Here is a 24329-nt window from a genome sequence, read left to right on the forward strand (position 1 = left end):
CATGAGAATATTATTCCTTTTACTTGTCCTTATATGCAACTCGATCGCTAGCTACGGTCAGAGCAATCAACAATATATAGACAATTTTATTGTCAAAGAGAATCTGACGGCAAACGGGAAAGTAGCCATCATTGCAGTAGACTCTAGTGAAGTTGCCAATGAAGCCATCAACGGCACGTTCAAATTCAGCATAAATGGATTTGAACAAACTCTCTCCTTCCATCAGGGGGTAGGTGTCCCATCCCATGCAATAGATGGTTCGACATTTGCTTATTTCAAACACAAAAATCAAAACGGCAGTACAGGTAAGTTTTATTTCCTCTATAAAAAGGAAAATAAAATAACGCCAATAAAGATAAACGGCCTGCTATTGTTGATTATACCTGCCGCACTGCTTTTGTTAGCTTATGCTTTTAAGCGCCTACTTACTACATTTGTCGTATTGGCTATTATCTACGGTTATTTTTCGTTCAGTAAAGGCCTGTCTATCAGTCAAATTTTAGAGAGTGCATTTGAAGTCTTAAAGAGCTTCTTTTAAAAAGGTAATCCTACCCCAAAATTATACTGAAAAAAACCGTAACGATCCGGACTATTTGTCTGCCGATACTTATCTTTAAAATCCTTGGCGTCAAACAAATGCTTGACAACCCATTGATCGGCACCTGTGAATTGGGGATCCTTGAGTTTGAGCCCTGCATCAAGACGCATCGTGAAATAATCCATATCGAAGCGCAATCCAAAACCGGTACCCAAAGCAATCTGGGAGAAAAACCGATCAAACTTGAACTCACCATCTTGGTTCAACGCATTGGGACGTAAACGCCATATGTTGCCCATGTCAACAAAAGTGGCACCATTCATCTTTGCTCCTAAAAAATTATCCAAAAGACGGAAACGATACTCAACATTAGACTCCAACTTCAACTCACCTAACTGATCTAAGTTACGTAAATTGAGCCTCAGCTGCTCGGTTTTGGCTTCGTCCGATGCTCGGATGCTACTCCGATTGTAACCACCTGGACCCAGCGTTCGAGCTTGCCAGGCCCGCATTCCGTTCATACCTCCGGCAAATAAACTCTTTTCAAAGATGAGCAATTCAGAATTATTGCCATAAGGCACGATCACTCCTGCATTAAACCGGAATACCAACTGCCGATTTCCCCCCAGATAACGATACAACCGATAATCGGCCTCAGCCTTCGCATATTGAAGATAAGCGACCCCAAAAAGTGTATTCATACCTGCCGCATTTTGACTAAAATGGAAAAGTGAATTCAATACTCCTAAAGTATTACCACTCAAATCCACAATACCCCGTACAAAAGAGAAGTCTTCTAATTTTTGAAGCTTAGGAGCATTCCATGTAATCGCATACTGCGCCCCTAACCCAAAATATTGACGATCGTTAGACTCTACATATAACTGATATCCTTCTTCGATCAAGCGGGCCTTGAAATCGGGGTTGAACCTACCTGCCCGATATTCGAGCACTAAAGGCGTAAAACTATGCTGGAGGTTGCGCGATTTCCACCACGAGTAATTTAAGGTATTGATAAAATAGCGATTCGAATACGTACCATCTTGATTAAACAGCTGGAGACTGGAGGAGAATGTCGTACGAGGCAGTCCAAAACGCCCTGAACTACGAACACCAAAAGGCAATAACAATCGGGGCACAACAAGATTGACTCCTACCTGAAAGTCATTGTTAAAGATTTTTTGCGCTAAATTTCCGGACAACCTAGGATCAAATAAAACACCATATCGTAATTTGACTTCCAGCAACTCGGCTCCACCAAAAACATTCCTGTGAGAAAATGTATTCCCTATATTAAATCCGCTCATTCCAGAGCTAAAAGTATACTCTCCCTCTACTTGATTGGCCATCAGTGGCCGAGGAATCAGCTCATAGGAAACATCCAACAAGTTACTGTCTGCTTTTTCATAATGAATCTTGACACTTCGAAAACCATTCATCTCGTACAACCGGTCGTAAGAAAGAGTTTCATTCTCCAAACTATAGACTTGTCCTGGCCGAATATACATATATCGAGCTATCGGCTTAAGTCGGAACCTCGAAGTCTGGTCAGCAAGAATCAGGCCCGTGGAGGGATCTCTTTCCTGTGCTACCGCAAGCTTCTTGCCGTTGCCTGTCAGTATATGTAACGATACCTGCCCTATATGATAACGCCTGTGGAATCCTGAGTCTGGATTCGCAACCTTGATAAATAAATCGGCATGATTACCAAGCATTGTCGTATCAACACCGACCCGCATATACTGACGAAGGAAATCAAAATAGCCTTTATTCTTAATACTGAGGTATAGTTTTTCACGTTCCTCGGCCAACCTTGATGCATCATACTGCATACCTTCTTTCAGCCCACTCAATGGGGCTACTTTTTCGTTATATATCTCTAAAAAGGCGGGTTCATCAAAATCATACTTTATCTTTTGGACAAAGAAGGGATCCCTTAATTCTGCTACGAAATCTATTTTTGCTTTCTTTTTGTTAAGTAGCAACTGAGGCCTGACATTCGCTGTAAAGTAACCTTTGGTATTAAGAAATCGTTGGATCTGGTCTCCAGAAAGCTCGACTAATGAAGAATCCAACAAGTGGGGAGCCTCTCCTACTTGTCTTATTTTTTGCGTTTTGTATTTTCCCTTTTGGGTATTGAAGAGGTTGTATATGGTCAGGTTAAGAACTGAATTGGGCCTGATTTCATTCGATACATAAGCATAAGCAGACTCTTTGAGCTCTTTGGGCACACCGGTCATGTCGACCTCGGTAACCAGCGCCTGATTGTCATCCAAATATTTTGCTGACCGGCAAGAGGCAAATTTTAGGAGTAAAAGTGTTATACTTGCAAAAAATAAAAGTCTTCTTTTTATAGTCATTGATCCAATGTTGTCAAAAGCGCAAATCAGTCTGATAACTTCTCTCCAATACAAAAAGTTTCGCACCAAACATGGTCTCTTTATTGTCGAGGGAATCAAATCCGTAACGGAATTTGTCCATTCATCCTACAAGGTACAAAAAATATTCGCTACCGATCAGGCTTGCGCAAAGTTGCCTAAAATACCGCAAAGTATAAAACCTATTGAGCTATCGGAAACTGATTTCGACAAAATATCCAGTTTAAAGAACCCTCAAGGCGCTCTTGCTTTGGTGGAAATGCCAGCAGAACGAGAAATAGAAATCCAAACATTAAAAAACAGACATAGTTTGGTTCTGGACGACATTCAAGACCCAGGCAATTTAGGCACGATCATTCGTACAGCAGAATGGTTTGGAATACAGCACATCATCTGCTCGAAGGGTACCGTAGATGCCTACAATCCCAAAGTAGTGCAAGCAACAATGGGATCACTAGCTCGTGTGCAACTGTACTATACCGATATCCAAGCACTGATTCTACAACAAGAGCTACCGACCTTCGGAGCTTTGCTAAATGGAGAATCCATATACGATGTTGATTTTGGCAAGGAGGGACTGATCGTAATGGGAAATGAGGGTAACGGAATAAGTTCTGAGCTAATTCCAACATTAAACACAGCCGTAACTATCCCACGGATAGGTCAGGCAGAATCACTGAACGTAGCAGTAGCGACTACTATATTTTGCTCGGAGTTAGCACGTCAACACCTAAAAAAGAGAGGATAGAAACAAACTATGCAGGAAGGCCAGAAATCTATATACACGCTCCAATTTGCTTTGCTCTGCTTGAGTTCCCTCCTTTTTTCGGCAAGCTTCAATATGATTATACCAGAACTCCCTAACTATCTTTCGAGCCTTGGTGGAGCTGAACACAAAGGGCTTATCATTGCTCTCTTTACCCTGACCGCAGGAATATCACGCCCTTTTAGCGGAAGACTGACAGACCAATGGGGGCGTGTACCAGTAATGGCCATCGGCTCTATCGTATGTGTACTATGTGGCTTTCTATACCCTATCTTGACGACACTGTCGGGCTTCTTCATGCTACGTCTGGTTCACGGTTTTTCTACTGGTTTCAAACCCACCGCCACATCGGCATATGTAGCAGATATCATCCCTCAGGAACGATGGGGAGAAGCACTGGGCATGCATGGGCTGTGTTTTAGTATAGGTGGTGCGGTAGGTCCCGCTGTGGGCAGCTTTGTAGCTCAAAACTTTGGTCTCAACACCATGTTTTTCTCTTCATCGCTTTTTGCATTTCTTTCTATTGTCATCGTACTAAACATGAAAGAAACCTTGTATCCAAAGCGTAAATTCCAGACAAGCATGTTAAAGATATCCCGTTCGGATATCCTGGAAAAAAGGGCTATCCCCGCAGGTATAGTCACCCTGCTTTCCTATTCCGCATATGGTGTTATACTCACGCTGATTCCCGACTGGAGCGAGCATCTCGGAATAGCAAACAAAGGACTATTCTTTACTGCATATACCCTAGCTTCAATAGGAATACGATTTGTCTCAGGCAAGGTGTCTGATAGATTCGGAAGGATAAAAGTTATGCTCGTAGGGCTATTTGTTATTGTCATTTCACTGGTACTCCTCGGAAAAGGAGACAGTGTATCCGGACTGATTCTAGGTGCCTGTGTGTATGGTATAGGAACAGGTATCCTCTCCCCTGCACTCAACGCTTGGACAATTGACCTCTCCCTGCCCCAGTATAGGGGAAAAGCAATGGCTACAATGTACATCGCACTGGAAATCGGAATTGGAGGAGGAGCTTTACTAGCGGGTTATATTTACCAAGATTTTATTCCCCGTATTCCTTACATCATGTATGGGAATGCTATCGTTATTTTTCTTGCTTTTTTTTATGTGCTATATTGGGATAAAACCAAAACAGAAAGAAGAGATCGCTTGTTATAAAAGGTATGGAAACTCCGTCGAACAAACCGTATGCAATTAATCTAGCAGCTAGCTTATTTGCCCTTGTATTAATACTCGCTTTACTGTACGTAGCCCAAGATGTACTACTACCGATACTGTTTGCGACACTGATATCCATTTCACTGTTTCCATTAGCCCGATTTTTCGAACGGCTACGCCTTGGAAAAGCCTTCTCCGCTTTACTCGCGGTTATTGTTGCTATAACGGTAATATCGGCAATACTATGGTTTATCGTCCATCAGAGTATTATTATTGGAAAAGATGCTTCCGCTATTACAGACAAGGTCCTTTCTGTCCTTGAAAACGGCCAAAACTGGCTTCAGGATCGATTCGGCATAGAAAGAAACCAAGTACTGGATAAACTCAAAGAACAAGGGAACAAAACTCTGGAAAATGCTGGTGGAGTCATAACAGCCACATTTGGTTCGATTGGCAACATGCTCGCGAGTGCGATATTAGTTCCATTATACAGTTTTTTCATGCTTTATTACCGTGACTTCTTCCGCGAGTTTTTCTTCAAAGCCTTCAAATCAACTCCGCAGACTAAAGTCGACGAGGTCCTGAACAAGATCTACACGGTCGTACAGAGCTACCTAGTCGGACTTATCACGGTTATGGGGATTGTCGCTGTACTGAATACGGTAGGGCTCATGCTGATGGACATTGAATACGCCTGGTTTTTCGGCACGCTGGCCTCACTACTGATGCTACTCCCTTACATCGGAATAGCAATAGGCTCTATACTGCCCGCCCTTTTCGCGCTAGCAACCAAAGACACCGTATGGTATGCACTGGGTGTCGTAGCGTGGTTTCAGGTGGTACAGTTTTTAGAAGGAAATATCATTACTCCAAATATTGTAGGAAGTAAAGTCAGTATCAATCCGCTAATGGCGATCATCGGTATCCTATTGGGAGGAATGCTGTTTGGTCTCGCAGGTCTGATCTTGGCCCTCCCATTTATCGCTACGTTAAAAGTTATTTTCGATGCCATACCAAGTATGGAGGCTTTTGGGTTCTTAATTGGTGAACCCGAAAAACAGCACCTCAAACAAAACTCAACACAGGAACTTCTCATAAAATGGGGAATCGTACGCACACCGAAAACAGAAAAAAAAGTCAAAGTGGACATTACGATAAATACAGGGAAATCCAATGCAGCAGTCCAGTCGGAGCTAAACTATAAAGAAATACACGAGAGTGAGGATATCCCCTATACGGAGGATACTAAGGAGGATGAAAATCAAAAAAACTGAGTAAACGCCGATGTCTCTACCTTTTTTAGACATACATACGCATAGTATCACACCGTACCGAAATACCCTACGCGTCCTGAACTATATTATAGGGCAGGAGGCGATGGATAATGAAAGTCTATACACGGCAGGTATACATCCCTGGTATATAGATGCTGACCCTAGCTTACAATGGCAACTATTAGAGATTGCAGTAGGCACCCCTCAGGTAATCGGTATCGGTGAGTGTGGATTGGACAAACACTGCAATACGGATTGGGATCTACAAGTAGGTATTTTTGAGGGGCAAATCAAATTAGCAAAGAAAGTGGGTAAACCACTCCTCCTACATAGTGTAAGATCTTATCAGGAGATCACCCAATTACTACGGGTACAACAATTCGATCTCCCTGTAATATTTCACGGCTTCAACAAAAACATAAAACTGGCAAAACAACTGCTCGATGCAGGTTACTACCTGAGCCTAGGAGCAGATATCCTTAATGGTAGACAGGACGCCTTGATCTCCGAAATCCCATTGGACAGGGTATTCCTAGAAACAGATGATAAAGCGATCGATATAGTAGCTATTTTTTCTTACTTTTGTGCCGCTCGAAAACTTCCTCTCGTCGTACTAAAGCAACAGTTAATGGACAATTTTGAGCGAGTATTTAATTACAGGATTGAAGAATGAAAGATTTATCGTGGTTATCTAGAACGGAAGCTTTGATAGGCCGCGAGGCTTTAGAAAAACTAGCCTCATCGCACGTAATGGTATTGGGACTTGGAGGTGTAGGCTCTTATGCTGCCGAATTTATCTGTCGTGGAGGTGTAGGAAAAATGACAATTATAGATGGAGACACGGTAGATCCTACAAACCGCAACCGACAGTTGCCAGCACTAGCTACCAACCACGGAATTTCTAAGGCGCAGATCATGAAACAGCGTTTGCTGGATATCAACCCAGAGCTAGACCTCACTGTACTAGAGGAGTTCATTATCCCGGAACGCCTGGAAACTCTATTGGAAGCCAAACCTGATTATATCGTCGAAGCCATAGATAGTATCACACCTAAACTATTTTTGATCCGACGCGCCTATGCTGCAAAGATTCCTTTTGTCAGTTCGATGGGAGCCGGTGGAAAAGTAGATCCTACAAAAATACAAATTGCCGATATCAGTAAATCCTATAACTGTAAACTAGCTTTACATATCCGCAAAAAACTACGTAAACACGATATCCGTGAAGGTGTAAAGGTCGCATTCTCTACGGAATTACCGGAAAAATCTTCGTTGATCTATACGGATGGCAGTAACTTTAAAAAATCGGCTTACGGGACAATGTCCTACCTGCCTGCTGCATTTGGAGGAGCAATTGCCTCTGTGGCTATTCGCGAGCTGATCGGAAAAGAAGCATAACCGGGAAACACACCGATAAAAATATATTTTTCACCGAAAATCTGCCTAGGTTTACCTACTTAGGGTGGGCTGGCCATATATTCTCTCCTATCTTTGATAACATAGAAACAAAGGACATAAATTTAAAAAAGAGAAATCATGGCATTCAAAGAAACTTATAATATCTCCGGAGAGAACCTATTAAAGAAAATCAAAGAACTGATCAACGATGGTAATGTGACGAAAATCACTATCGCTGATAAGCATGAAAAGGAAATAATCAGCTTTCCGGTGACTATCGGAATCGTAGGGCTCATCCTAGCTCCTATTTTTGCGGCGGTCGGTGCATTGGCAGCTGTAATCGCAGAGTGTAAAATCATCGTCGAGCGTAAAGATGCCGAGTCCAAAGAAAACAACGAGGAAACAGAACAAGAAGATAATCCCGTAATTTAATTTTAACAGAACAGATAAAATGATATTGATTGCTGTATTATTTCCTTGGCTTTCCTTCTTTCTGAGGGGGAAGATTTTCTCGGGAATATTATGTTTAGTACTACAGATAACCTTAATAGGCTGGTTGCCCGCTGCAATATGGGCAGTAGCATCCCGACTGGATGCAAAGAACAAGCAGCGAATCGATCGTCTAAATAGATGCTAAAGAAAAAGCCTTCGTAATCGAAGGCTTTTTCTTTACTTTAAGAGATGATCTCTTCGATCTCTCTGATTATCTTCTGCGCTATCGCTTCCGCAGCTTCAGGTGTAGGCCCCTCGGAGTAGATACGGATAATTGGCTCCGTATTTGACTTCCGCAAGTGTACCCACTCATTTTCAAAATCAATCTTCAGACCATCGACCGTAGAATGTTGCTCATGTGCATACTTAGCCTGCATCTTTGCCAACAATCCATCGATATCTAACCCCGGGGTTAGGGTTATTTTATTTTTAGACATGAAATACTGTGGTAGTTCGGCTCTATAAGTCGAAACCTTCTTGCCCATCTTCGCTAGATGTGTCAAGAAAATCGCCACACCGACCAAGGCATCACGTCCGTAATGCGATGCAGGATAGATCACGCCACCATTGCCCTCGCCACCAATCACAGCAGCCACCTCTTTCATCTTGGTCACGACATTCACCTCTCCAACAGCTGCGGCAAAGTACTCGCCTCCATGACGCACGGTGACATCGCGCAAAGCACGTGTCGAAGATAGATTGGAAACTGTATTCCCTTTTTGTTGCGACAAGATATAATCGGCAACAGCAACCAGGGTATACTCTTCTCCAAAAAGCTCTCCATCTTCCATCATAAATACCAAACGGTCTACATCTGGATCCACTGCAATCCCCAAATCGGCCTTATTCGTCATTACCGCTTCCGAAAGGTCGGTCAGATGCTCTTTTAGCGGTTCTGGGTTGTGTGGGAACTTGCCATTTGGCTCACAATGTATTTTATAGATAACCTCTACACCCAAGGCTTCTAGCAAAGCTGGAATAAAAATCCCACCTGTACTATTTACCGCATCGACAGCGACTTTAAATCGCGCCGCTTTGATTGCTTCAACATCAACGTATTCTAATGCTAATACCGCATCGATATGTTTTTGAAGATAGCTGCTATCATTCACTACTTTTCCCAGATCTTGCACTTCTGCAAAATCAAAATCCAGACTTTCGCCAAGACTCAACACCTCCTGTCCTTCGGCATCAGAAATAAACTCGCCTTTAGCATTTAATAATTTCAACGCATTCCATTGCCCGGGATTATGGGAAGCAGTCAATATAATACCACCTGCTGCTCTCTCTAAAGGAACGGCTATCTCCACAGTCGGCGTCGTAGAAAGTCCTAAATCAACAACTTCAGCTCCGATGCTCTGCAATGTACCAACAACTAAATTATTAACCATCTCTCCAGACTCGCGAGCATCTCTACCAACAACAATTTTCTTGTTCCCAGTACTCTGCATCAGGATCTTACCAAAAGAAGCCGTAAACTTGACAATATCAATTGGCGTCAGCCCTTCTCCTGCACGCCCACCTATCGTACCGCGAATTCCCGAAATAGATTTTATTAAAGTCATATACTTGATTAATTATAATGAACGGTAAAAATAAGCTATTCCAAAATAAATACAAGTATATTGATAGGATATAAAATTAAAAACATATCTTTGTTGCAACTTTGTGTATTTTGATGAGTCGATAAAAATCAGTTTTCTGTTTTTATAGCAATATATGTATTTTTAGCTTTTCTTACACAAATAACAATAACCTTATGTGGCAACAAATAATTGATATAGATAAAGAGATCTTCTTGCTGATAAACCAAGGTATGAGCAACCCGGTATTTGACTGGTTATTACCTATTTTACGAAATCCATTCACCTGGGCTCCACTATACCTCTTTGTCGTAATCTTTTTCATCAAGCACTACGGAAAAATAGGTATACTCATCGTACTATGTACATTGATAAACGCAGGAATATCCGACGGCATCTCTTCGCACTTGATCAAGAAGAATGTCAAACGTATACGTCCCTGCAATGATATCGAATTCAAACACGATATCAATCTACGTGTGAGATGTGGATCTGGGTTTAGCTTTACCAGCTCGCATGCTACGAATCATTTTGCGATGGCATTCTTCTGGATTGTACTATTTCGGAGAAAATGGAAGCATACACTATGGCTATGTATACTTTGGGCTTCCCTTATTTCAATTTCTCAAATCTATGTAGGGGTACATTATCCCTTTGACATACTCTGCGGCGCGCTGTTGGGAAGCTTGATCGGAATTCTTAACGGGAACCTGTTCAGGCGCTTCGTACCCGCTTTCTCTAAGGAAACAATTCCAACAACATAATACTATATGAGCTTTACTTTAATTGTAGCTATTTTATTCCTGTCTGCCTTCATTAGTGGTATGGCAGTGTTTTTTGTCAAACGTGATAATACGAATTATCTCAAATTGATACTCTCCTTTAGTGGAGCTTACCTATTTGCGATTACGGTATTACACTTAATCCCCCATGTATATCATGCCAATACAACAAGTCCAGAAGTAATCGGCCTATATATATTGGGTGGTTTTATTTTCCAATTGCTTTTGGAACAGTTCTCCCAGGGAATAGAACACGGACATATCCATCATCACGAAAACACGGGATTTCCATTAGGAATCATGATCAGTCTATGTCTCCATGCATTCTTGGAAGGGATGCCGCTTATATCGGGACAGCAGACCAAACTTGTATTTGGCATTGCGATCCATCATATCCCCGCGGCGTTTGCACTAGGTAGTTTACTATTGAGCTCTACAGTTAAAAAACAGACTATCATCATTATGTTAGTAATCTTTGCCGCGATGACGCCGCTAGGATTTATTACAAGTTCGGTACTAAGCGAAGGAGAAATCGGAAACATTTCTCAACATTTTGATAAAATAATGGCTGTAGTAATCGGTATATTCTTACATATCTCGACGACCATATTATTTGAGTCTGGATCTGCAGATCACCATAAATTTAACAAGAAGAAAATGGCTGCTGTATTCTTAGGTTTGGCTGTATCACTTACTACCTTTTTGTTGCCACACGACCACAGTCATGGTGCACATGGACATGAACACCATAACCATGATGGTCACGACCATGAGCATACAGATGGCACACATGACCACAACCATGATGGACATGATCACGGACATGACCATAGTAAAGACGAAACGCATAAGCATGATGACCACAAAGGACATCAGCACTAATCATGTGGATTAAACTTCGCCACGCATTTTGTCCAGCAAGTCGCTCAAAAGCTGTGCCTCTTGTGCCGTAAGATTTTTGGATAATATCGTAGAAAGATTCATATCGGCCTCTAATTCTTCTAAGAGTTGGAGGCCTTTTTCTGTAATAAGGAGGTCTACCGCCCGTTTATCAGCCTTATTCTTGGTACGGGTCACTAGCCCCTTGGTCACTATCCGCTCAACTAACCTCGAAATATCAGGCGTAGTATTTATCATACGTTCACGGATAGTAGAATTGGAAGCAGGCTTGGGGTATTGTCCACGTAAGATACGAAGTACATTAAATTGCTGCAGGGTAATACTCTTTCTACTTGCTCTGTCCTCCAACAGATTACTCAACCAATTATTGGTATAAAGAATATTAATCGTGGCCTTATGCCAATCATCCTGAAATCGACTAGTCTTAATCCGATCCTCAATCCCCATGCTTTTAATAAATCTAAATAAAACAACTATGTGACAGAATCAAGACCTCTACATTCACTCCTTTTACCTATATTTGGGGGATTTCGAGGTATTGAAATCATCTAAAGTTACAAAAATAATGCAAAATAAAATCTCACTGGATAAACTAAAAAAAGGTGAAAAGGCAATTATTCACTCTTTTGAAAAAGATGATCTGCCAGCCAAGTTTTACGAACTGGGTTTTACCCCGGGTACTGCTATACAAATCAAGCATAAAGCTCCGTTGCATGGCCCCATCTGTATTAACATTATTCAAGACAATACCTTAGTAGCAATCAGAAAGTCAGAAGCCTCTTTAATTCTGACAAATAAAATATAATGAAGAATAAGACAATAGCATTATTAGGGAATCCCAATGTAGGCAAGACGTCCCTGTTCAACCGTATAACAAAGCTTAACCAAAAAGTAGGAAACTATCCCGGAATCACTGTCGAGAAAAGAGAAGGAACAGCAAAAAAAGGCGATAAAGAGTATAAGGTCATTGATCTACCAGGTACATACACCCTATTTCCCAATTCCTTGGACGAAGAAGTTGTATTCAATACACTGACCAACAAAAGCGTAAATGGTGCTCCTGATCTTGTCGTCGTCGTTTCCGAACCAAGTACGATAAATAGAGGAATCGTACTGTATCAACAGGTACGTGAATCTGGTCTTCCGGCAATATTCGTGCTGAACATGATGGACGAAATTGAAGATAAGGGCATCCAAATCGACCATGCGGGGTTAGAAAGTTACCTAAAGACTACTGTTTTCAAAACGAATGCCCGTACTGGAGAGGGGGTAGACAACCTGATTCAAAATTTCGATATACAGGCAGGTCCTTATTTCAATAGCCTACCCCTTCCTGTAAACTATCAACAGCCGCTTGATGAAGCGAAAAAAATATTTCCATTGGAAACCGAATATCGGACCTGGCAATATTTGGCCCAAGAAAATATTAAAGTTCTATCAGAAGAAGAAAACAACAAACTATCCGCCATAAGAAGCAAGTATGACATCAACATACAGCAGCTGCAAAAAGCGGAAGCAATCCTGCGTCAAGAAAAGATTAATAACGATCTAAAGCCAATCCTCCAGAAAAAAGAGAACAAAAAGCTTAGTATCACGGAAAAAATAGATAATATACTAATCCACCCTGTGTATGGATATATTATCTTTTTCGGACTGCTATTTTTGATATTCCAAGCTATATACACTTGGTCTGGCCCATTGATGGATGGTGTAGATGAGCTTTTTGCAAGTCTAGGTCAATCTGCGGCAGCTCTACTCCCTGAAGGCCCCTTGGCTGACCTCATGGTGAATGGAGTCATCGCAGGAATCGGAGGTATCGTAATTTTCCTCCCACAGATCATTATCTTATTCCTTTTTATATCCTTGATGGAAGAAACGGGATATATGAGCCGTGTGGTCTTTTTAATGGACCGTTGGTTAAAACCATTCGGCCTAAATGGTAAGTCTGTGATTCCATTAATGTCGGGCGTAGCATGCGCAATACCTGCGGTAATGTCTGCCCGAAATATTGAAAACCCCAAGGAGCGTCTCTTGACGATGTTGGTGACACCGTTTATGACCTGTTCGGCCCGACTACCGATTTACGTGGTAATCATAGGCTTGGTCATACCTGACACGGATTTTCTAGGGTTCAATGTACAAGGTATAGTTTTATTTGCGATGTATATCCTTGGTATCGTAGCTGCTCTATTCTCGGCGCTAATACTCAACAAGATTATTAAATCGGTACGTAACTCGTACTTGATTTTTGAATTACCGACTTATAAAATGCCGGATTGGAAAAACGTACTGAATACAGTATGGGAAAAATCTTCGAGCTTTTTATTCGGTGCAGGTAAGATTATACTCGCCATATCGATTATCCTTTGGGTATTAGGCAACTTTGGCCCTAACGACAAATTCTCGGAGCCGGAAAAATACATTGTACAGGAAAACCCACACTTTACGGAAGAGCAAGTGGCAGATGAAATTTCGGCCTATAAGACAGAATATTCCTATCTAGGTTATTTAGGTAGAGGTATTGAACCTGCGATCAGACCTCTAGGCTATGACTGGAAAATAGGAATCGGCTTAATAGCTTCATTTGCAGCACGTGAAGTATTTGTCGGAACGGTAGCTGTAGTCTATTCATTGGGAGAAGATCTAGACATTGAAGATGATGAGCAAAAACAAACGCTCTTTACCCGTATGAAGTCCGAAATAAACCGAAATACAGGTCAGCCAACCTATAATCTTGCATCAGGCATCTCACTTTTATTATTTTATGCATTTGCGATGCAATGTATGGCGACAATTGGCGTTGTTAAGAGAGAGACGGGATCATGGAAGTGGACATTGATCCAAGCAGGATTTATGACAGGACTAGCGTATATCGCAGCCTTGATTGCGTATCAACTGTTAAAATAAATATTTAAGCTATGATGTACATTCAATACGCTATAATAGCACTTGTTTTTATTATTGCAATCGTATTTATGGTTAAAAAGTTCTTGCCATCAAAAACAAAAAGCGGTGGCTGTGGTAAAGGCTGTGGCTGTAGTTTCACTGAAAAAGCCCAAAACTAAAAAATGTTGGCGCGTTAGTATCTTAAAGATCTAGCGCGCTTTTTTTATAAGGTTCTGTAGTTACTATCGTCAAACAAACTCAATTGACCATTCCGCGGTCCATCAAACTCATGTTCAAAAAAATTGGATATCGTAACTCCCAATAACCTCACTTTACGATCTTCAAAATCAACCTTATCCAAAAGCAATCCCGCCTCTTCTTTCAACTGCTGATAGGAGGATAAAAAATGGACTCCGGTATAGCTCCTCGTCAGTAAGGTAAAATCGGCAAACTTTACCTTTAAGGTAAGAGTCCTTCCGGCTACTGATTTTAAATCTATCCTATTGCTCAATTTCAAACAAAGCAGGTCTAACTCTTCCTTCATCTGATCGAGATCGAAGATATCACGCTCGAAAGTATCCTCTACACTAATAGATTTGGCTACGCGGTTAGGGCGCACTGGGCGTTCGTCATTGCCCCTGACCATATTATAAAAAAAGCTTCCGGACTTACCAAAATCCTTTATCAGCTGCGCCTCGGAAAACATTTTTAAGTCAAGTCCGCAATGTATTCCCTTTCCCTTCATTTTTTCGGCAGTCACCTTGCCTACTCCAAAAAAGCGTTCAATAGGCAAAGACTCCAAGAATTTCACAACCTTTGAAGGCCCAATAAAGGTCAATCCATCGGGCTTGTTATAGTCAGAAGCGATCTTTGCTATAAATTTATTGACCGAAACTCCTGCTGAAGCGGTCAGATTAAGCTCGCCCTTGATTGCGGCCTTTATTTCTTTAGCGATGTCTATAGCGGAACCGATTCCCTTTTTATCCTCAGTTACATCCAGATAAGCCTCGTCCAGCGAAAGAGGTTCGATAAGATCAGTATAACGCCTGAAAATTTCGCGGATACGTATCGAAACCTCTTTATAGACATCGAACCGTGGAAATACGAATATAATATCCGGACATAACTGTAAGGCCTGCCTTGAAGACATGGCAGACTTAACACCGAACTTTCTTGCTTCATAACTGGAAGTGGCCACCACTCCCCGTCCATCTGGCGAACCTCCTACTGCGATCGCTTTACCTCTCAGTTCAGGAAAGTCCCGTTGCTCAACCGATGCATAAAAAGAATCCATATCAATGTGGATGATCTTCCTCATTCTACTTGCCTATTACATTTCAATAGTGTTGACTTCCTTATAACATTAAGCCAGTGTTAAGTGAGTGTTATAAAATAATTACCTTAACCTTTAAACCTTTGTCTTCTACGCATTAATCTTATATTTGCGTAAAATTAATGTTAAGATATAAAGGCTTAATACCATACACCCAAATTAGATTTTAAATTTAAGGAATAACAATGCAGTACCACAATTTTCAAATGTTTTTTTCCCGTAAAAAAACTTTAATAGTAGCTTCTTTGCTTTTGTTTTTAGGTCTTGGTAGTTTACAGGCTCAAGAGCGGGATGATCGTGCGACAATTCTCAATTTTAAAGGGATCCAATACACCTCTAAGGATTCTCTGTTCTATACCAACTTTAGGTTTAGAATGCAAAATAGACTGGGTTATAGTAATGTATTAGATGGCGAAAACAACGGAAAATTTGACGCTAGAATACGTAGACTACGCATGCGTATGGATGGATATATCTACACCCCGAAGATATCTTATTCGGTTCAACTGGCATTTACTAGAAGTGACCAAGACTTTGATGACACAGGGATCCCTAACATCGTGCGTGATGCAGTAATATTTTATAATTTTTCGGACGATTTCTATATTTCCTTTGGTCAAAACAAACTGCCTGGAAACAGACAACGGGTCAACTCTTCGGGTTCTCTTCAGTTTGCGGACAGATCCTTGGTCAATTCCAACTTTACAATAGACCGGGATTTTGGTTTGAGTTTCAACCTAAGCAAGAAGCTCGGCGCTATGCCTATCAACGCAAAAGCAGCGATATCTACAGGAGAAGGTAGACCAGCCAACTCAACAGACGATGGCCTAGCTTATACTGGACGTGTAGAGTTTTTACCTTTTGGTGATTTTACTAATGACGGCGACTATTCGGAAGGTGATATCGAACGGGAAAAAAGACCAAAACTGTCTCTTGGTGGGGGCTATAGCTATAATGACAGAACGATACGAGAAGGTGGACAAACGGGAAGGTATGTCCAGGATCCTTTTACTTTAAAAACAGCCTTTGCCGATGCCATATTCAAATACCAAGGGTTTGCCTATCAAGCAGAATATATGCGTCGAGATGTAGATAACCCATTGAACACAACAACGGGCGACAAACCAGAGGATACTTATGCATACAAAGGCTGGGGCTTGAACCAACAGACCTCATATCTATTGAACCACGGGTATGAAATAGCGGGGCGCTACACCTACCTAAAGCCGCACCAGCAGATATCCAATTTTGAAGTGCAGACAGAGGTATTAGAAATCGGCCTCACCAAATATATGAAAGCCCATCGCCTCAAATTCCAGCTCAATGCTAATTATATGGTTAAAGATGGTCACTATGGTAGTTCGAACAATAAGAACTCATGGGGAGGAATGTTTCAGGTAGAACTGGGAATCTAGATAAAAATACATGCTTTACAAAAAAGGTCAACGGATGTTGGCCTTTTTTTATGCTCAGCCTAAAAATTAAAAGGTGAGCATGCTCTTAAATATTATGGAATCGAACAGCAGAAGACATCCTTAAATAAAGAATACTTATCTTTAACCTTTAAAAAAGCTCACTACTCTTACAATGTGGATAAAGTATTAAAAAAATATAATCTGTATTGATGAAGTGGTGTCTACATATAAACAGACGATATACACATGAAGTACTATATTATAGCAGGAGAGACATCGGGAGATCTACATGGAGCCAACCTTATCAGAGCCTTAAAAAACGAAGACTCTAATGCTGAATTCAAGATTGTAGGCGGCGATGGGATGCAACAGGCTGCAGGTCAGGATGCGCTAATACATACCTCAGAAATGGCTTTCATGGGGTTTGTAGAAGTAATCAAGAATCTTGGAACCATACGTAAAAACCTGCAGGCTGTAAAAAAAGACATCCTTGAGTTTCGACCTGATACGGTAATCCTCATCGACTTTCCTGGCTTCAACTTAAAAATAGCATCATTCGCCAAACAGCATAAAATAAAGACCTGCTACTATATATCTCCAAAAATATGGGCTTGGAACCAAGGTCGAGTTCATAAAATAAAGAAAATAGTAGATCATATGTTTTGTATCCTCCCCTTTGAAGTGGACTTCTATAAGCGGTTTGGGATGAAAGTAGACTATGTGGGTAATCCACTATTGGATGCAATCAGCAATTATACATTTAATCCCGATTTTCGGACAGACAATGATCTGTCTGATGCCCCCGTCATTGCATTACTTCCAGGTAGCCGGAAGATGGAGATTGAGCAGATATTACCGAACATGATCGAGCTGTATTATGCCTTTCCAAAACATCAATTAGTGATCGCAGGAGCCCCTAACTTCGACAGTTCTTACTATCAAAACTATCTTGGGGATATGGAGATACCTGTCGTATTTAACCAGACCTATGATCTACTCAAAAATGCAGAAGCGGCGGTGGTGACCAGTGGCACAGCGACCCTGGAAACCGGTATATTAAAAGTACCGCAGGTAGTTGTTTATAAAGCTAATGCTGTAAGCGTATGGCTGGCCCGTAAGCTGGTTAAGGTAAAATTCATTGCTCTAGTGAATCTGATAAACAATTACTTATCTGTAATCGAATTGATACAAGAAGACTGTAATCCAGGAAGCATACGGGATGAAATCGGAAAAATCCTCACGGAGAAGGAACACAGGGACAATATTTTAGAGAACTACGACGTATTAGCAGAAAAGTTAGGAACTCCAGGTGCATCAGAAAAAACAGCTAGATTAATCTTTAGCTACCTAACTGCAGTCTAACTTGTATTATAAGGTAAGATTCCCTTTTTATAAAGGGGAATAATTATTAATAACAAAAAAGACAAACAGATGAAAGTAAACAAAAAAACGGGACTTATCGCTTTCATGATTGCGCTATGTTCCATTGCAATTGGACAGACTAACGAACTGCGTTTCGAAAAACTAGTACTCAACAAAAAGGAGAAGAAGATTTTCAACGACCGTGACTCTTCAACTGTTATTTACATCGATACTTTAATCATGAAGGATAGATCATCTCTTCAGTTTTATGGAAAGAAAGATGTAAAACTGGTTGTCAAACATGCGGAAATCGGCGATAGAGCTTTTATCTCGGGACAGGGAGCACAAAACAATGCTTCTGACTTTGACATCGATATCAATTTTGCAAAATTAGGCTCGCTTTATGTAATCGCGCGAGGCCAGGATGCTAATAATGGGACACGAACCTATCCAAATGGGGATGCAGGTAATGTGAACTTAGTATATGAACCTACGGGTATAACACCACAAACAGAAAACAAAAAACAGAAAAACTATCTTTTTGTAGATGTCTCACCTGGGGGGCTACATGTAACACCGAGTTCGGAAATATCTAATATCTACTCAAGAATTGCAACATCCTCACCGGGACTACGCGGCCTTCCGCAAGGCCAAATCTACTCAGGATCACCTGGAAAAGAGGGAAAGGTAACTATCAGCAGTAGATAGACCGACTCTAGGAGCATAGCATTTTCTATTCAGGATATGCTATGCTTATGAAATATCTATACGATGGAAGACTCAACAAATTAAACACCTCGTCCTTTGAAGTCCACCTAATAAATGTATTTTTGCGACGATGATAGAACTTTACACAGACGGTGCTTCTAGCGGCAACCCTGGACCTGGAGGCTATGGCACAATACTACGAACAATCTATAACGGCAGTAATCCAGAGTTTCAGGGCAAACTAATTGAGAAAGAATTCTCGGGAGGTTTTCGAAAAACAACAAACAACCGTATGGAGCTTATGGCTGTAATCATTGGCCTAGAGGCGCTCAAAAACATCAAACAAAAAGTAACAGTCTTTTCGGACTCCAAATATGTTATTGATGCTATAGATAAAAAATGGGTATTTGGATGGATTAAAAAGGGGTTCGAAGGCAAGAAAAATAAAGATCTGTGGCTTCGCCTTATGCAATCTTATAAGATCCATGATATAAAACTAGTATGGGTAAAAGGTCATGCCGGACACCCTCTTAATGAACGCTGTGATCGTCTTGCCGTCTCTGCTTCAAAAGATAAAACCAATTGGAAAATTGATTCAGTTTTCGAAATGGAAGCACAGTAAGAGTTTCTAAATACAGCTATGCACAAAAGTTCATTTTCACCTATACGTCCCCCACATGCTGAAATTTTGATTTTGGGATCGCTACCTGGTGATGTGTCATTAGCCGAATCACAGTATTATGCACACCCTCAAAATCGCTTTTGGAAGGTTCTCTTTCAACTATTTGACACCGCTCCAAGTATTGTCTATAACAATCGTCTTGAACTGCTCCATAAACATCATATCGCTTTATGGGATGTATGTCATTCGGCATTACGTCCGGGGAGCATGGACACCGCAATAAGCCAAGTAGTTCCCAATGATATCCCAGGACTATTGATGGATATCCCGAGCATAAGACGCGTATTCTTTAATGGCAAAAAAGCAGCATCCCTATACGAACAATACTTTAAAAAGCTAGATAGTGTCCAATACGAGGTACTTCCCAGCACGAGTCCCGCTAATGCACAGTATTCATTACCAGAACTCGTAGGACATTGGTCGGTCTTAAAAAACAAAGATTAGATAAAGGACTGCTTTGTAATCTAGAGGATGTTTCATAGCCTAAACGCAAAAAACAAATAGTTACGCAAAAACTTTAGTTATAATCATAAGCAATGTTTATTTTTGTGGCAAGATGTCAGACTTAAAATACAACCAAAGAGGTGTGTCCGCAGGGAAAGAGGACGTACACAACGCTATAAAGAATATAGACAAGGGCTTATACCCACAAGCTTTCTGCAAGATTATTCCTGATATTTTGGGAGGAGATGCAGAGTGGTGTAATATCATGCATGCAGATGGCGCTGGTACAAAGTCTTCGCTCGCTTATGTCTACTGGAAAGAGACTGGTGATATATCGGTATGGAAAGGTATCGCTCAAGATGCTATCATCATGAACCTAGATGACTTACTTTGTGTAGGAGCTATCGATAATATCATCTTATCTTCGACTATTGGACGTAATAAAAACAATATCCCAGGAGAAGTCATTGCCGAAATCATCAACGGAACGGAAGAAATTCTCGCTAACCTGCGTGATCTTGGAATAGGCATATATTCTACTGGAGGTGAGACTGCAGATGTCGGCGATTTGGTACGCACCATTATTGTAGACAGTACGGTGACCTGCCGTATGAAACGGGAAGATGTAATCTCTAATCATAATATTAAAGAAGGCAATGTCATAGTAGGCCTAGCCTCTTATGGTAAAGCAACCTACGAGTCCGAGTACAATGGCGGAATGGGATCGAACGGGCTTACATCTGCTCGCCATGATGTATTCAGCAAATATGTGGCCGAGAAGTATCCAGAAAGCTTTGATCCAGCCGTGCCTTATGACTTGATATTTTCGGGGGGAAAAGCTCTTACAGACATGATAACAGTAGAAACGGGGGAAGAGGTAACAGCAGGAAAGCTAGTTCTTTCTGCTACACGAACCTATGCTCCCGTTATAAAAGTAATATTGGACAAATACCGTAAACAAATAGACGGCATGGTGCACTGCTCAGGTGGGGCACAAACAAAAGTACTTCATTTTGTAGACAATGTCCATGTTATAAAAGATAACCTTTTCCCAATTCCACCACTATTCGATCTCATACAGAAAGAGTCTAACACAGACTGGCAGGAAATGTACAAAGTATTTAATATGGGACACCGTATGGAACTATATGTTCCTGCGGAGATAGCACAGGATATTATTCAGATTTCAACATCCTTTGGCATACCAGCGCAAATTATAGGAAGAGTAGAAGCTAGCGATAAAAAGCAGGTGACTGTCAGCTCTCCCTATGGTACCTTTATTTACGAATAAGATACGCGTGAAAGAAAAGCTGATCATAGGCAGACATGAAATTGTAGATCTTCCAGAATTGGGAATGTACAATATTGAGTCAAAGATTGACACCGGGGCAGAAACCTCGGTGTTGCACTGTGAAGACTTCGAAATCATAGAAAAGGATGGACACCGATTTATTACCTGCCATATCAAGCCTCACCTAGAGGAGGAAGAGATTTTAACTTTGACATTTCCTATACATCGGGAGCGCGTCGTGAAAAGCTCCTTTGGACAGACAGAAACGCGTTATATATTTCTTACCAAAGTCCGAATGTTCGACCAGCTCTTCGACATTAAATTGTCTTTGAGGGATCGTTCCTCTATGTCTTACCCTATGCTACTGGGAAGAAACTTTATCAGCGGCAAATTTCTCGTGGATGTTTCCAAAAAAAGGCTCGCTAGAAACAGCTTTTAATCAAACCTTTTACCCTACCCATTTGTTTTATATTTAAATACGCGCATTCGTGAAAATAGCAATACTATCTACTAATAAAAATCTATACTCTACCCAACGCTTAGTTGAAGCAGCCCTATCTAAGGGACACGAGTGCATTGTAATGGATCATAGCAAATGCTATGTAGGAATACAACAAGGAAAACCCAGCATACATTATAGAGGCGAAAACATAACAGATATCGATGCTATCATACCGCGTATCGGTGCTTCAGTCACATTTTATGGTTCAGCTATCGTAAGACAGTTTGAAGTGATGGATGTCATCTCAGCAAACCCAAGCCAAGCCATCACCCGCTCACGCGACAAACTGCGATGTATGCAGATACTCTCTGGTGCAGGACTCGGGCTGCCTATTACAGGATTTGCAAGAACGACATCAGATGTCGATGATCTCATCAATATGGTGGGAGGTGCTCCTCTAGTTATCAAACTGCTGGAAGGAACACAAGGAATAGGTGTAGTCTTGGCTGAAACAAAAAAAGCAGCCTCATCAGTAATCGAGGCCTTCTATGGATTGGGCAACAATATCCTGATTCAAGAATACATTAAAGAAGCAAAAGGAACGGATATACGAGCATTTGTTGTTGACGGCAAAGTGGTGGGAGCTATGAAGAGAACAGCTAAAGAGGGAGAATTCAGATCCAACCTGCACCGAGGTGGAACTGCCGAAATTGTAAAGCTGACTCGAAAAGAACGTGAAACAGCTGTAGCGGCGGCTCGAGCAATGGGACTCACAGTAGCAGGCGTGGATATGCTCCCGTCTACGCGAGGCCCGCTTATTCTAGAAGTAAACTCTTCGCCTGGACTAGAAGGCATAGAAAAAGCAACAAACAAAGATATTGCTGGAGAAATAATCAAATACCTGGAACGACAATATGAAACCAAACAGGCGGTAAGCCAGGTGGTCAAAAGAAAGGTTAAAAAAGAAAGTAAGCTTTAGAAATTCTAAAGCTTATTTCATTAAGAAGCCTCCTCCTAGAAGATCATTCCCTTCATAGAAAACAGCAGATTGTCCTGGGGCAATTCCCTTGACCGCGTGCGGAAAATCAACCTCCATGATATCGCCCCGTTGTGTCAATGTGGATAGAGCTCCAGCATCTTTATACCTAATTTTTGTCACCGCCTCCAATGGTTCGTCTAAAGAGGCATATTTGACCAAATTAATATTTCTTACCAAGGCTTGCGTACGCTCTAACTCATGCTCCTCTCCCAAAACTACTGAATTACTCTCCGGAAGAATCTCGATAACAAACATAGGTTTCCCCAAAGCAATCCCTAATCCCTTGCGCTGTCCAATCGTGAAATACGGATAACCTATGTGCTGCCCTACTACAGTACCATCAGAGAGGAGAAAATTACCAGGACCTATCTCTTGATCCAATGATGGTCTTCTATGCCTTAGAAACTCTCTATAATCGTTATTTGGAACAAAGCATATCTCATAGCTCTCTGACTTGTTAGCCAATTCTTTTTGGCCCATATCATAGGCCATTTGCTTGATTTCGGATTTTCGGAAGCTACCTAATGGGAACTGCGTTCTTGCTAGGTTCTCCTGCGTAACCCCCCATAATACGTAAGACTGATCTTTATGTTCGTCGAGTCCCTTCGAAATTACATGTCGCCCATTATCGTGCAGGCGGATATTTGCATAGTGTCCTGTAGCAATAAACTCACAATCTAATTTGTTGGCACGTTTGATAAGCGCTTCCCACTTGATATGTGTATTGCATAGTACACAAGGATTGGGCGTACGTCCAGCTATATATTCGTCAACAAAATTATCGATTACGTAATCACCAAATTCATTGCGTATATCCAAGATAAAGTGTGGAAAACCGTAGTTAACAGCAAGAGATCGAGCATCATTGATACTGTCTAAGCTACAACATCCCGTCTCTTTTGATGAACCACCAGAACTTGCGTAGTCCCATGTCTTCATCGTTATTCCGATCACTTCATAACCTTGCTCATGCAACATAACGGCAGCTACAGAACTATCCACGCCCCCGCTCATTGCAACCAATACTCTTCCTCTTTTACTCATACTATTTTAATAAAGTGCAAAGATACCCTAAAATCATTTATCCTCGTGTTTATTTCATGTAATTTTATCTTAATCAGAATCAACCATTTGTAGATATATCGTGTTTTTTTTCCTATAAATGTTTTAGAATTCAAAAAGAGAAGCTATATTTGCATCGCAAGAACGGTAAAACGGATTGCAAAAAAAGGTGCCATAGCTCAGTCGGTAGAGCAAAGGACTGAAAATCCTTGTGTCGCTGGTTCGAATCCAGCTGGCACCACCCAAAATCTGACAAGTAACAGATTCAAATTAAAAACTTGGTAAGGTGCCATAGCTCAGTCGGTAGAGCAAAGGACTGAAAATCCTTGTGTCGCTGGTTCGAATCCAGCTGGCACCACAAAAAAAGATCATCTG

General features: G+C 41.2%; 26 protein-coding genes and 2 tRNA genes. 23 read left to right on the forward strand and 5 right to left on the reverse strand.

The features are described from left to right. The first annotated feature begins 1 nt into the window (after window position 1). The gene (locus tag M472_RS36615; protein WP_021070948.1) at window positions 2-538 is read left to right on the forward strand and encodes a hypothetical protein; all 537 of its coding nucleotides are present in this window, start codon (window positions 2-4) and stop codon (window positions 536-538) included. On the opposite strand, the gene tamL is transcribed toward M472_RS36615, so the two are convergent. Beyond that, window positions 535-2898 (reverse strand): translocation and assembly module lipoprotein TamL, encoded by a 2364-nt coding sequence (gene tamL, locus M472_RS36620; protein ID WP_021070949.1) that lies wholly within the window; start codon window positions 2896-2898, stop codon window positions 535-537. The two genes, M472_RS36615 and tamL, sit on opposite strands and share 4 nt — an antisense overlap. 7 nt (window positions 2899-2905) lie before the next feature. On the opposite strand from tamL, the gene M472_RS36625 reads away from it, so the two are divergent. The 7 genes from M472_RS36625 (at window position 2906) to M472_RS44995 (ending at window position 8170) form a co-directional block, all read left to right on the forward strand. Then, on the forward strand, window positions 2906-3664 hold the full coding sequence (locus M472_RS36625; RefSeq protein WP_021070950.1) for a TrmH family RNA methyltransferase: 759 nt from the start codon (window positions 2906-2908) through the stop codon (window positions 3662-3664). A gap of 9 nt (window positions 3665-3673) precedes the next feature. Beyond that, window positions 3674-4861 (forward strand): MFS transporter, encoded by a 1188-nt coding sequence (locus tag M472_RS36630; protein ID WP_031301826.1) that lies wholly within the window; start codon window positions 3674-3676, stop codon window positions 4859-4861. A 5-nt stretch (window positions 4862-4866) separates the two neighbouring features. Beyond that, a complete protein-coding gene (locus M472_RS36635) occupies window positions 4867-6135 on the forward strand; it encodes an AI-2E family transporter (RefSeq protein ID WP_021070952.1) in 1269 nt (422 codons plus the stop codon). 10 nt (window positions 6136-6145) lie between these two features. Further along, on the forward strand, window positions 6146-6808 hold the full coding sequence (locus tag M472_RS36640; protein WP_022829382.1) for a TatD family hydrolase: 663 nt from the start codon (window positions 6146-6148) through the stop codon (window positions 6806-6808). Then, complete coding sequence (locus tag M472_RS36645) at window positions 6805-7533, forward strand: tRNA threonylcarbamoyladenosine dehydratase (protein ID WP_021070954.1); 729 nt, start codon at window positions 6805-6807, stop codon at window positions 7531-7533. The genes M472_RS36640 and M472_RS36645 overlap by 4 nt, the downstream gene beginning before the upstream one ends. 138 nt (window positions 7534-7671) lie before the next feature. After that, entirely contained in the window at window positions 7672-7965 is a 294-nt protein-coding gene (locus M472_RS36650; protein WP_021070955.1) for a DUF4342 domain-containing protein, read from the forward strand. Between the two features lie 19 nt (window positions 7966-7984). Then, the gene (locus M472_RS44995; protein WP_081643185.1) at window positions 7985-8170 is read left to right on the forward strand and encodes a YqaE/Pmp3 family membrane protein; all 186 of its coding nucleotides are present in this window, start codon (window positions 7985-7987) and stop codon (window positions 8168-8170) included. Between the two features lie 37 nt (window positions 8171-8207). Here M472_RS44995 and glmM read toward each other — a convergent pair whose 3' ends face one another. Then, window positions 8208-9590: a phosphoglucosamine mutase gene (gene glmM, locus M472_RS36655; RefSeq protein ID WP_021070956.1), complete on the reverse strand. Its 1383-nt coding sequence runs from the start codon at window positions 9588-9590 to the stop codon at window positions 8208-8210. A gap of 194 nt (window positions 9591-9784) precedes the next feature. Between glmM and M472_RS36660 the strand changes: the two genes are divergently transcribed. Both M472_RS36660 and M472_RS36665 read left to right on the forward strand, forming a co-directional pair. Continuing rightward, window positions 9785-10372 (forward strand): phosphatase PAP2 family protein, encoded by a 588-nt coding sequence (locus tag M472_RS36660; protein ID WP_021070957.1) that lies wholly within the window; start codon window positions 9785-9787, stop codon window positions 10370-10372. A gap of 6 nt (window positions 10373-10378) precedes the next feature. Next, on the forward strand, window positions 10379-11272 hold the full coding sequence (locus M472_RS36665) for a ZIP family metal transporter (protein ID WP_022829383.1): 894 nt from the start codon (window positions 10379-10381) through the stop codon (window positions 11270-11272). Between the two features lie 9 nt (window positions 11273-11281). Here M472_RS36665 and M472_RS36670 read toward each other — a convergent pair whose 3' ends face one another. After that, window positions 11282-11737 carry a MarR family winged helix-turn-helix transcriptional regulator gene (locus tag M472_RS36670; protein WP_021070959.1) on the reverse strand — a complete coding sequence of 152 codons (456 nt, stop codon included), beginning with the start codon at window positions 11735-11737 and terminating at the stop codon, window positions 11282-11284. Window positions 11738-11855: 118 nt separating this feature from the next. On the opposite strand from M472_RS36670, the gene M472_RS36675 reads away from it, so the two are divergent. From M472_RS36675 to M472_RS45255, 3 genes are read left to right on the forward strand one after another with little or no spacing between them, the layout of a single operon-like run. After that, a complete protein-coding gene (locus tag M472_RS36675; RefSeq protein ID WP_021070960.1) occupies window positions 11856-12095 on the forward strand; it encodes a FeoA family protein in 240 nt (79 codons plus the stop codon). After that, window positions 12095-14197, forward strand: coding sequence for a ferrous iron transport protein B (feoB, locus tag M472_RS36680; protein ID WP_021070961.1), 2103 nt, complete (start codon window positions 12095-12097; stop codon window positions 14195-14197). The genes M472_RS36675 and feoB overlap by 1 nt, the downstream gene beginning before the upstream one ends. Before the next feature lie 11 nt (window positions 14198-14208). After that, complete coding sequence (locus M472_RS45255) at window positions 14209-14355, forward strand: FeoB-associated Cys-rich membrane protein (protein WP_200859626.1); 147 nt, start codon at window positions 14209-14211, stop codon at window positions 14353-14355. 44 nt (window positions 14356-14399) lie between these two features. Here the strand turns inward: M472_RS45255 and dinB are convergent, their stop codons facing one another. Then, the gene (gene dinB / locus M472_RS36685; RefSeq protein ID WP_021070962.1) at window positions 14400-15494 is read right to left on the reverse strand and encodes a DNA polymerase IV; all 1095 of its coding nucleotides are present in this window, start codon (window positions 15492-15494) and stop codon (window positions 14400-14402) included. 200 nt (window positions 15495-15694) lie between these two features. On the opposite strand from dinB, the gene M472_RS36690 reads away from it, so the two are divergent. From M472_RS36690 to rimK, 8 genes are all read left to right on the forward strand, one after another. Continuing rightward, a complete protein-coding gene (locus M472_RS36690; protein ID WP_021070963.1) occupies window positions 15695-16924 on the forward strand; it encodes a porin in 1230 nt (409 codons plus the stop codon). 246 nt (window positions 16925-17170) lie between these two features. Next, on the forward strand, window positions 17171-18286 hold the full coding sequence (gene lpxB, locus M472_RS36695) for a lipid-A-disaccharide synthase (RefSeq protein WP_021070964.1): 1116 nt from the start codon (window positions 17171-17173) through the stop codon (window positions 18284-18286). A 69-nt stretch (window positions 18287-18355) separates the two neighbouring features. Next, a complete protein-coding gene (locus M472_RS36700; RefSeq protein WP_021070965.1) occupies window positions 18356-18994 on the forward strand; it encodes a hypothetical protein in 639 nt (212 codons plus the stop codon). A 130-nt stretch (window positions 18995-19124) separates the two neighbouring features. Then, window positions 19125-19616, forward strand: coding sequence for a ribonuclease HI (gene rnhA / locus M472_RS36705; RefSeq protein ID WP_021070966.1), 492 nt, complete (start codon window positions 19125-19127; stop codon window positions 19614-19616). Window positions 19617-19634: 18 nt separating this feature from the next. Next, window positions 19635-20120, forward strand: coding sequence for a DNA-deoxyinosine glycosylase (locus tag M472_RS36710; protein WP_022829385.1), 486 nt, complete (start codon window positions 19635-19637; stop codon window positions 20118-20120). 112 nt (window positions 20121-20232) lie between these two features. Further along, a complete protein-coding gene (locus M472_RS36715; RefSeq protein WP_021070968.1) occupies window positions 20233-21411 on the forward strand; it encodes an AIR synthase related protein in 1179 nt (392 codons plus the stop codon). Next, on the forward strand, window positions 21389-21850 hold the full coding sequence (locus M472_RS36720; RefSeq protein WP_021070969.1) for an ATP-dependent zinc protease family protein: 462 nt from the start codon (window positions 21389-21391) through the stop codon (window positions 21848-21850). Before M472_RS36715 ends, M472_RS36720 begins: the two co-directional genes overlap by 23 nt. 49 nt (window positions 21851-21899) lie before the next feature. After that, complete coding sequence (gene rimK, locus M472_RS36725) at window positions 21900-22832, forward strand: 30S ribosomal protein S6--L-glutamate ligase (RefSeq protein WP_022829386.1); 933 nt, start codon at window positions 21900-21902, stop codon at window positions 22830-22832. Window positions 22833-22844: 12 nt separating this feature from the next. Here the strand turns inward: rimK and mnmA are convergent, their stop codons facing one another. Then, on the reverse strand, window positions 22845-23936 hold the full coding sequence (mnmA, locus tag M472_RS36730) for a tRNA 2-thiouridine(34) synthase MnmA (RefSeq protein WP_021070971.1): 1092 nt from the start codon (window positions 23934-23936) through the stop codon (window positions 22845-22847). 186 nt (window positions 23937-24122) lie between these two features. Between mnmA and M472_RS36735 the strand changes: the two genes are divergently transcribed. Beyond that, window positions 24123-24195: transfer RNA gene (locus tag M472_RS36735), tRNA-Phe, on the forward strand. Between the two features lie 44 nt (window positions 24196-24239). Next, window positions 24240-24312, forward strand: a tRNA-Phe gene (locus tag M472_RS36740). The last annotated feature ends 17 nt before the right edge of the window (window positions 24313-24329 follow it).

Source organism: Sphingobacterium paucimobilis HER1398, from assembly GCF_000416985.1.
GTDB lineage: Bacteria > Bacteroidota > Bacteroidia > Sphingobacteriales > Sphingobacteriaceae > Sphingobacterium > Sphingobacterium paucimobilis.

Coding starts and splice junctions, on each gene's coding strand:
- M472_RS36615 (WP_021070948.1), top strand. CDS start 2: ATGAGAATATTATTCCTTTTACTTGTCCTTATATGCAACTCGATCGCT.
- tamL (WP_021070949.1), bottom strand. CDS start 2,898: ATGACTATAAAAAGAAGACTTTTATTTTTTGCAAGTATAACACTTTTA.
- M472_RS36625 (WP_021070950.1), top strand. CDS start 2,906: ATGTTGTCAAAAGCGCAAATCAGTCTGATAACTTCTCTCCAATACAAA.
- M472_RS36630 (WP_031301826.1), top strand. CDS start 3,674: ATGCAGGAAGGCCAGAAATCTATATACACGCTCCAATTTGCTTTGCTC.
- M472_RS36635 (WP_021070952.1), top strand. CDS start 4,867: ATGGAAACTCCGTCGAACAAACCGTATGCAATTAATCTAGCAGCTAGC.
- M472_RS36640 (WP_022829382.1), top strand. CDS start 6,146: ATGTCTCTACCTTTTTTAGACATACATACGCATAGTATCACACCGTAC.
- M472_RS36645 (WP_021070954.1), top strand. CDS start 6,805: ATGAAAGATTTATCGTGGTTATCTAGAACGGAAGCTTTGATAGGCCGC.
- M472_RS36650 (WP_021070955.1), top strand. CDS start 7,672: ATGGCATTCAAAGAAACTTATAATATCTCCGGAGAGAACCTATTAAAG.
- M472_RS44995 (WP_081643185.1), top strand. CDS start 7,985: ATGATATTGATTGCTGTATTATTTCCTTGGCTTTCCTTCTTTCTGAGG.
- glmM (WP_021070956.1), bottom strand. CDS start 9,590: ATGACTTTAATAAAATCTATTTCGGGAATTCGCGGTACGATAGGTGGG.
- M472_RS36660 (WP_021070957.1), top strand. CDS start 9,785: ATGTGGCAACAAATAATTGATATAGATAAAGAGATCTTCTTGCTGATA.
- M472_RS36665 (WP_022829383.1), top strand. CDS start 10,379: ATGAGCTTTACTTTAATTGTAGCTATTTTATTCCTGTCTGCCTTCATT.
- M472_RS36670 (WP_021070959.1), bottom strand. CDS start 11,737: ATGGGGATTGAGGATCGGATTAAGACTAGTCGATTTCAGGATGATTGG.
- M472_RS36675 (WP_021070960.1), top strand. CDS start 11,856: ATGCAAAATAAAATCTCACTGGATAAACTAAAAAAAGGTGAAAAGGCA.
- feoB (WP_021070961.1), top strand. CDS start 12,095: ATGAAGAATAAGACAATAGCATTATTAGGGAATCCCAATGTAGGCAAG.
- M472_RS45255 (WP_200859626.1), top strand. CDS start 14,209: ATGATGTACATTCAATACGCTATAATAGCACTTGTTTTTATTATTGCA.
- dinB (WP_021070962.1), bottom strand. CDS start 15,494: ATGAGGAAGATCATCCACATTGATATGGATTCTTTTTATGCATCGGTT.
- M472_RS36690 (WP_021070963.1), top strand. CDS start 15,695: ATGCAGTACCACAATTTTCAAATGTTTTTTTCCCGTAAAAAAACTTTA.
- lpxB (WP_021070964.1), top strand. CDS start 17,171: ATGAAGTACTATATTATAGCAGGAGAGACATCGGGAGATCTACATGGA.
- M472_RS36700 (WP_021070965.1), top strand. CDS start 18,356: ATGAAAGTAAACAAAAAAACGGGACTTATCGCTTTCATGATTGCGCTA.
- rnhA (WP_021070966.1), top strand. CDS start 19,125: ATGATAGAACTTTACACAGACGGTGCTTCTAGCGGCAACCCTGGACCT.
- M472_RS36710 (WP_022829385.1), top strand. CDS start 19,635: ATGCACAAAAGTTCATTTTCACCTATACGTCCCCCACATGCTGAAATT.
- M472_RS36715 (WP_021070968.1), top strand. CDS start 20,233: ATGTCAGACTTAAAATACAACCAAAGAGGTGTGTCCGCAGGGAAAGAG.
- M472_RS36720 (WP_021070969.1), top strand. CDS start 21,389: ATGGTACCTTTATTTACGAATAAGATACGCGTGAAAGAAAAGCTGATC.
- mnmA (WP_021070971.1), bottom strand. CDS start 23,936: ATGAGTAAAAGAGGAAGAGTATTGGTTGCAATGAGCGGGGGCGTGGAT.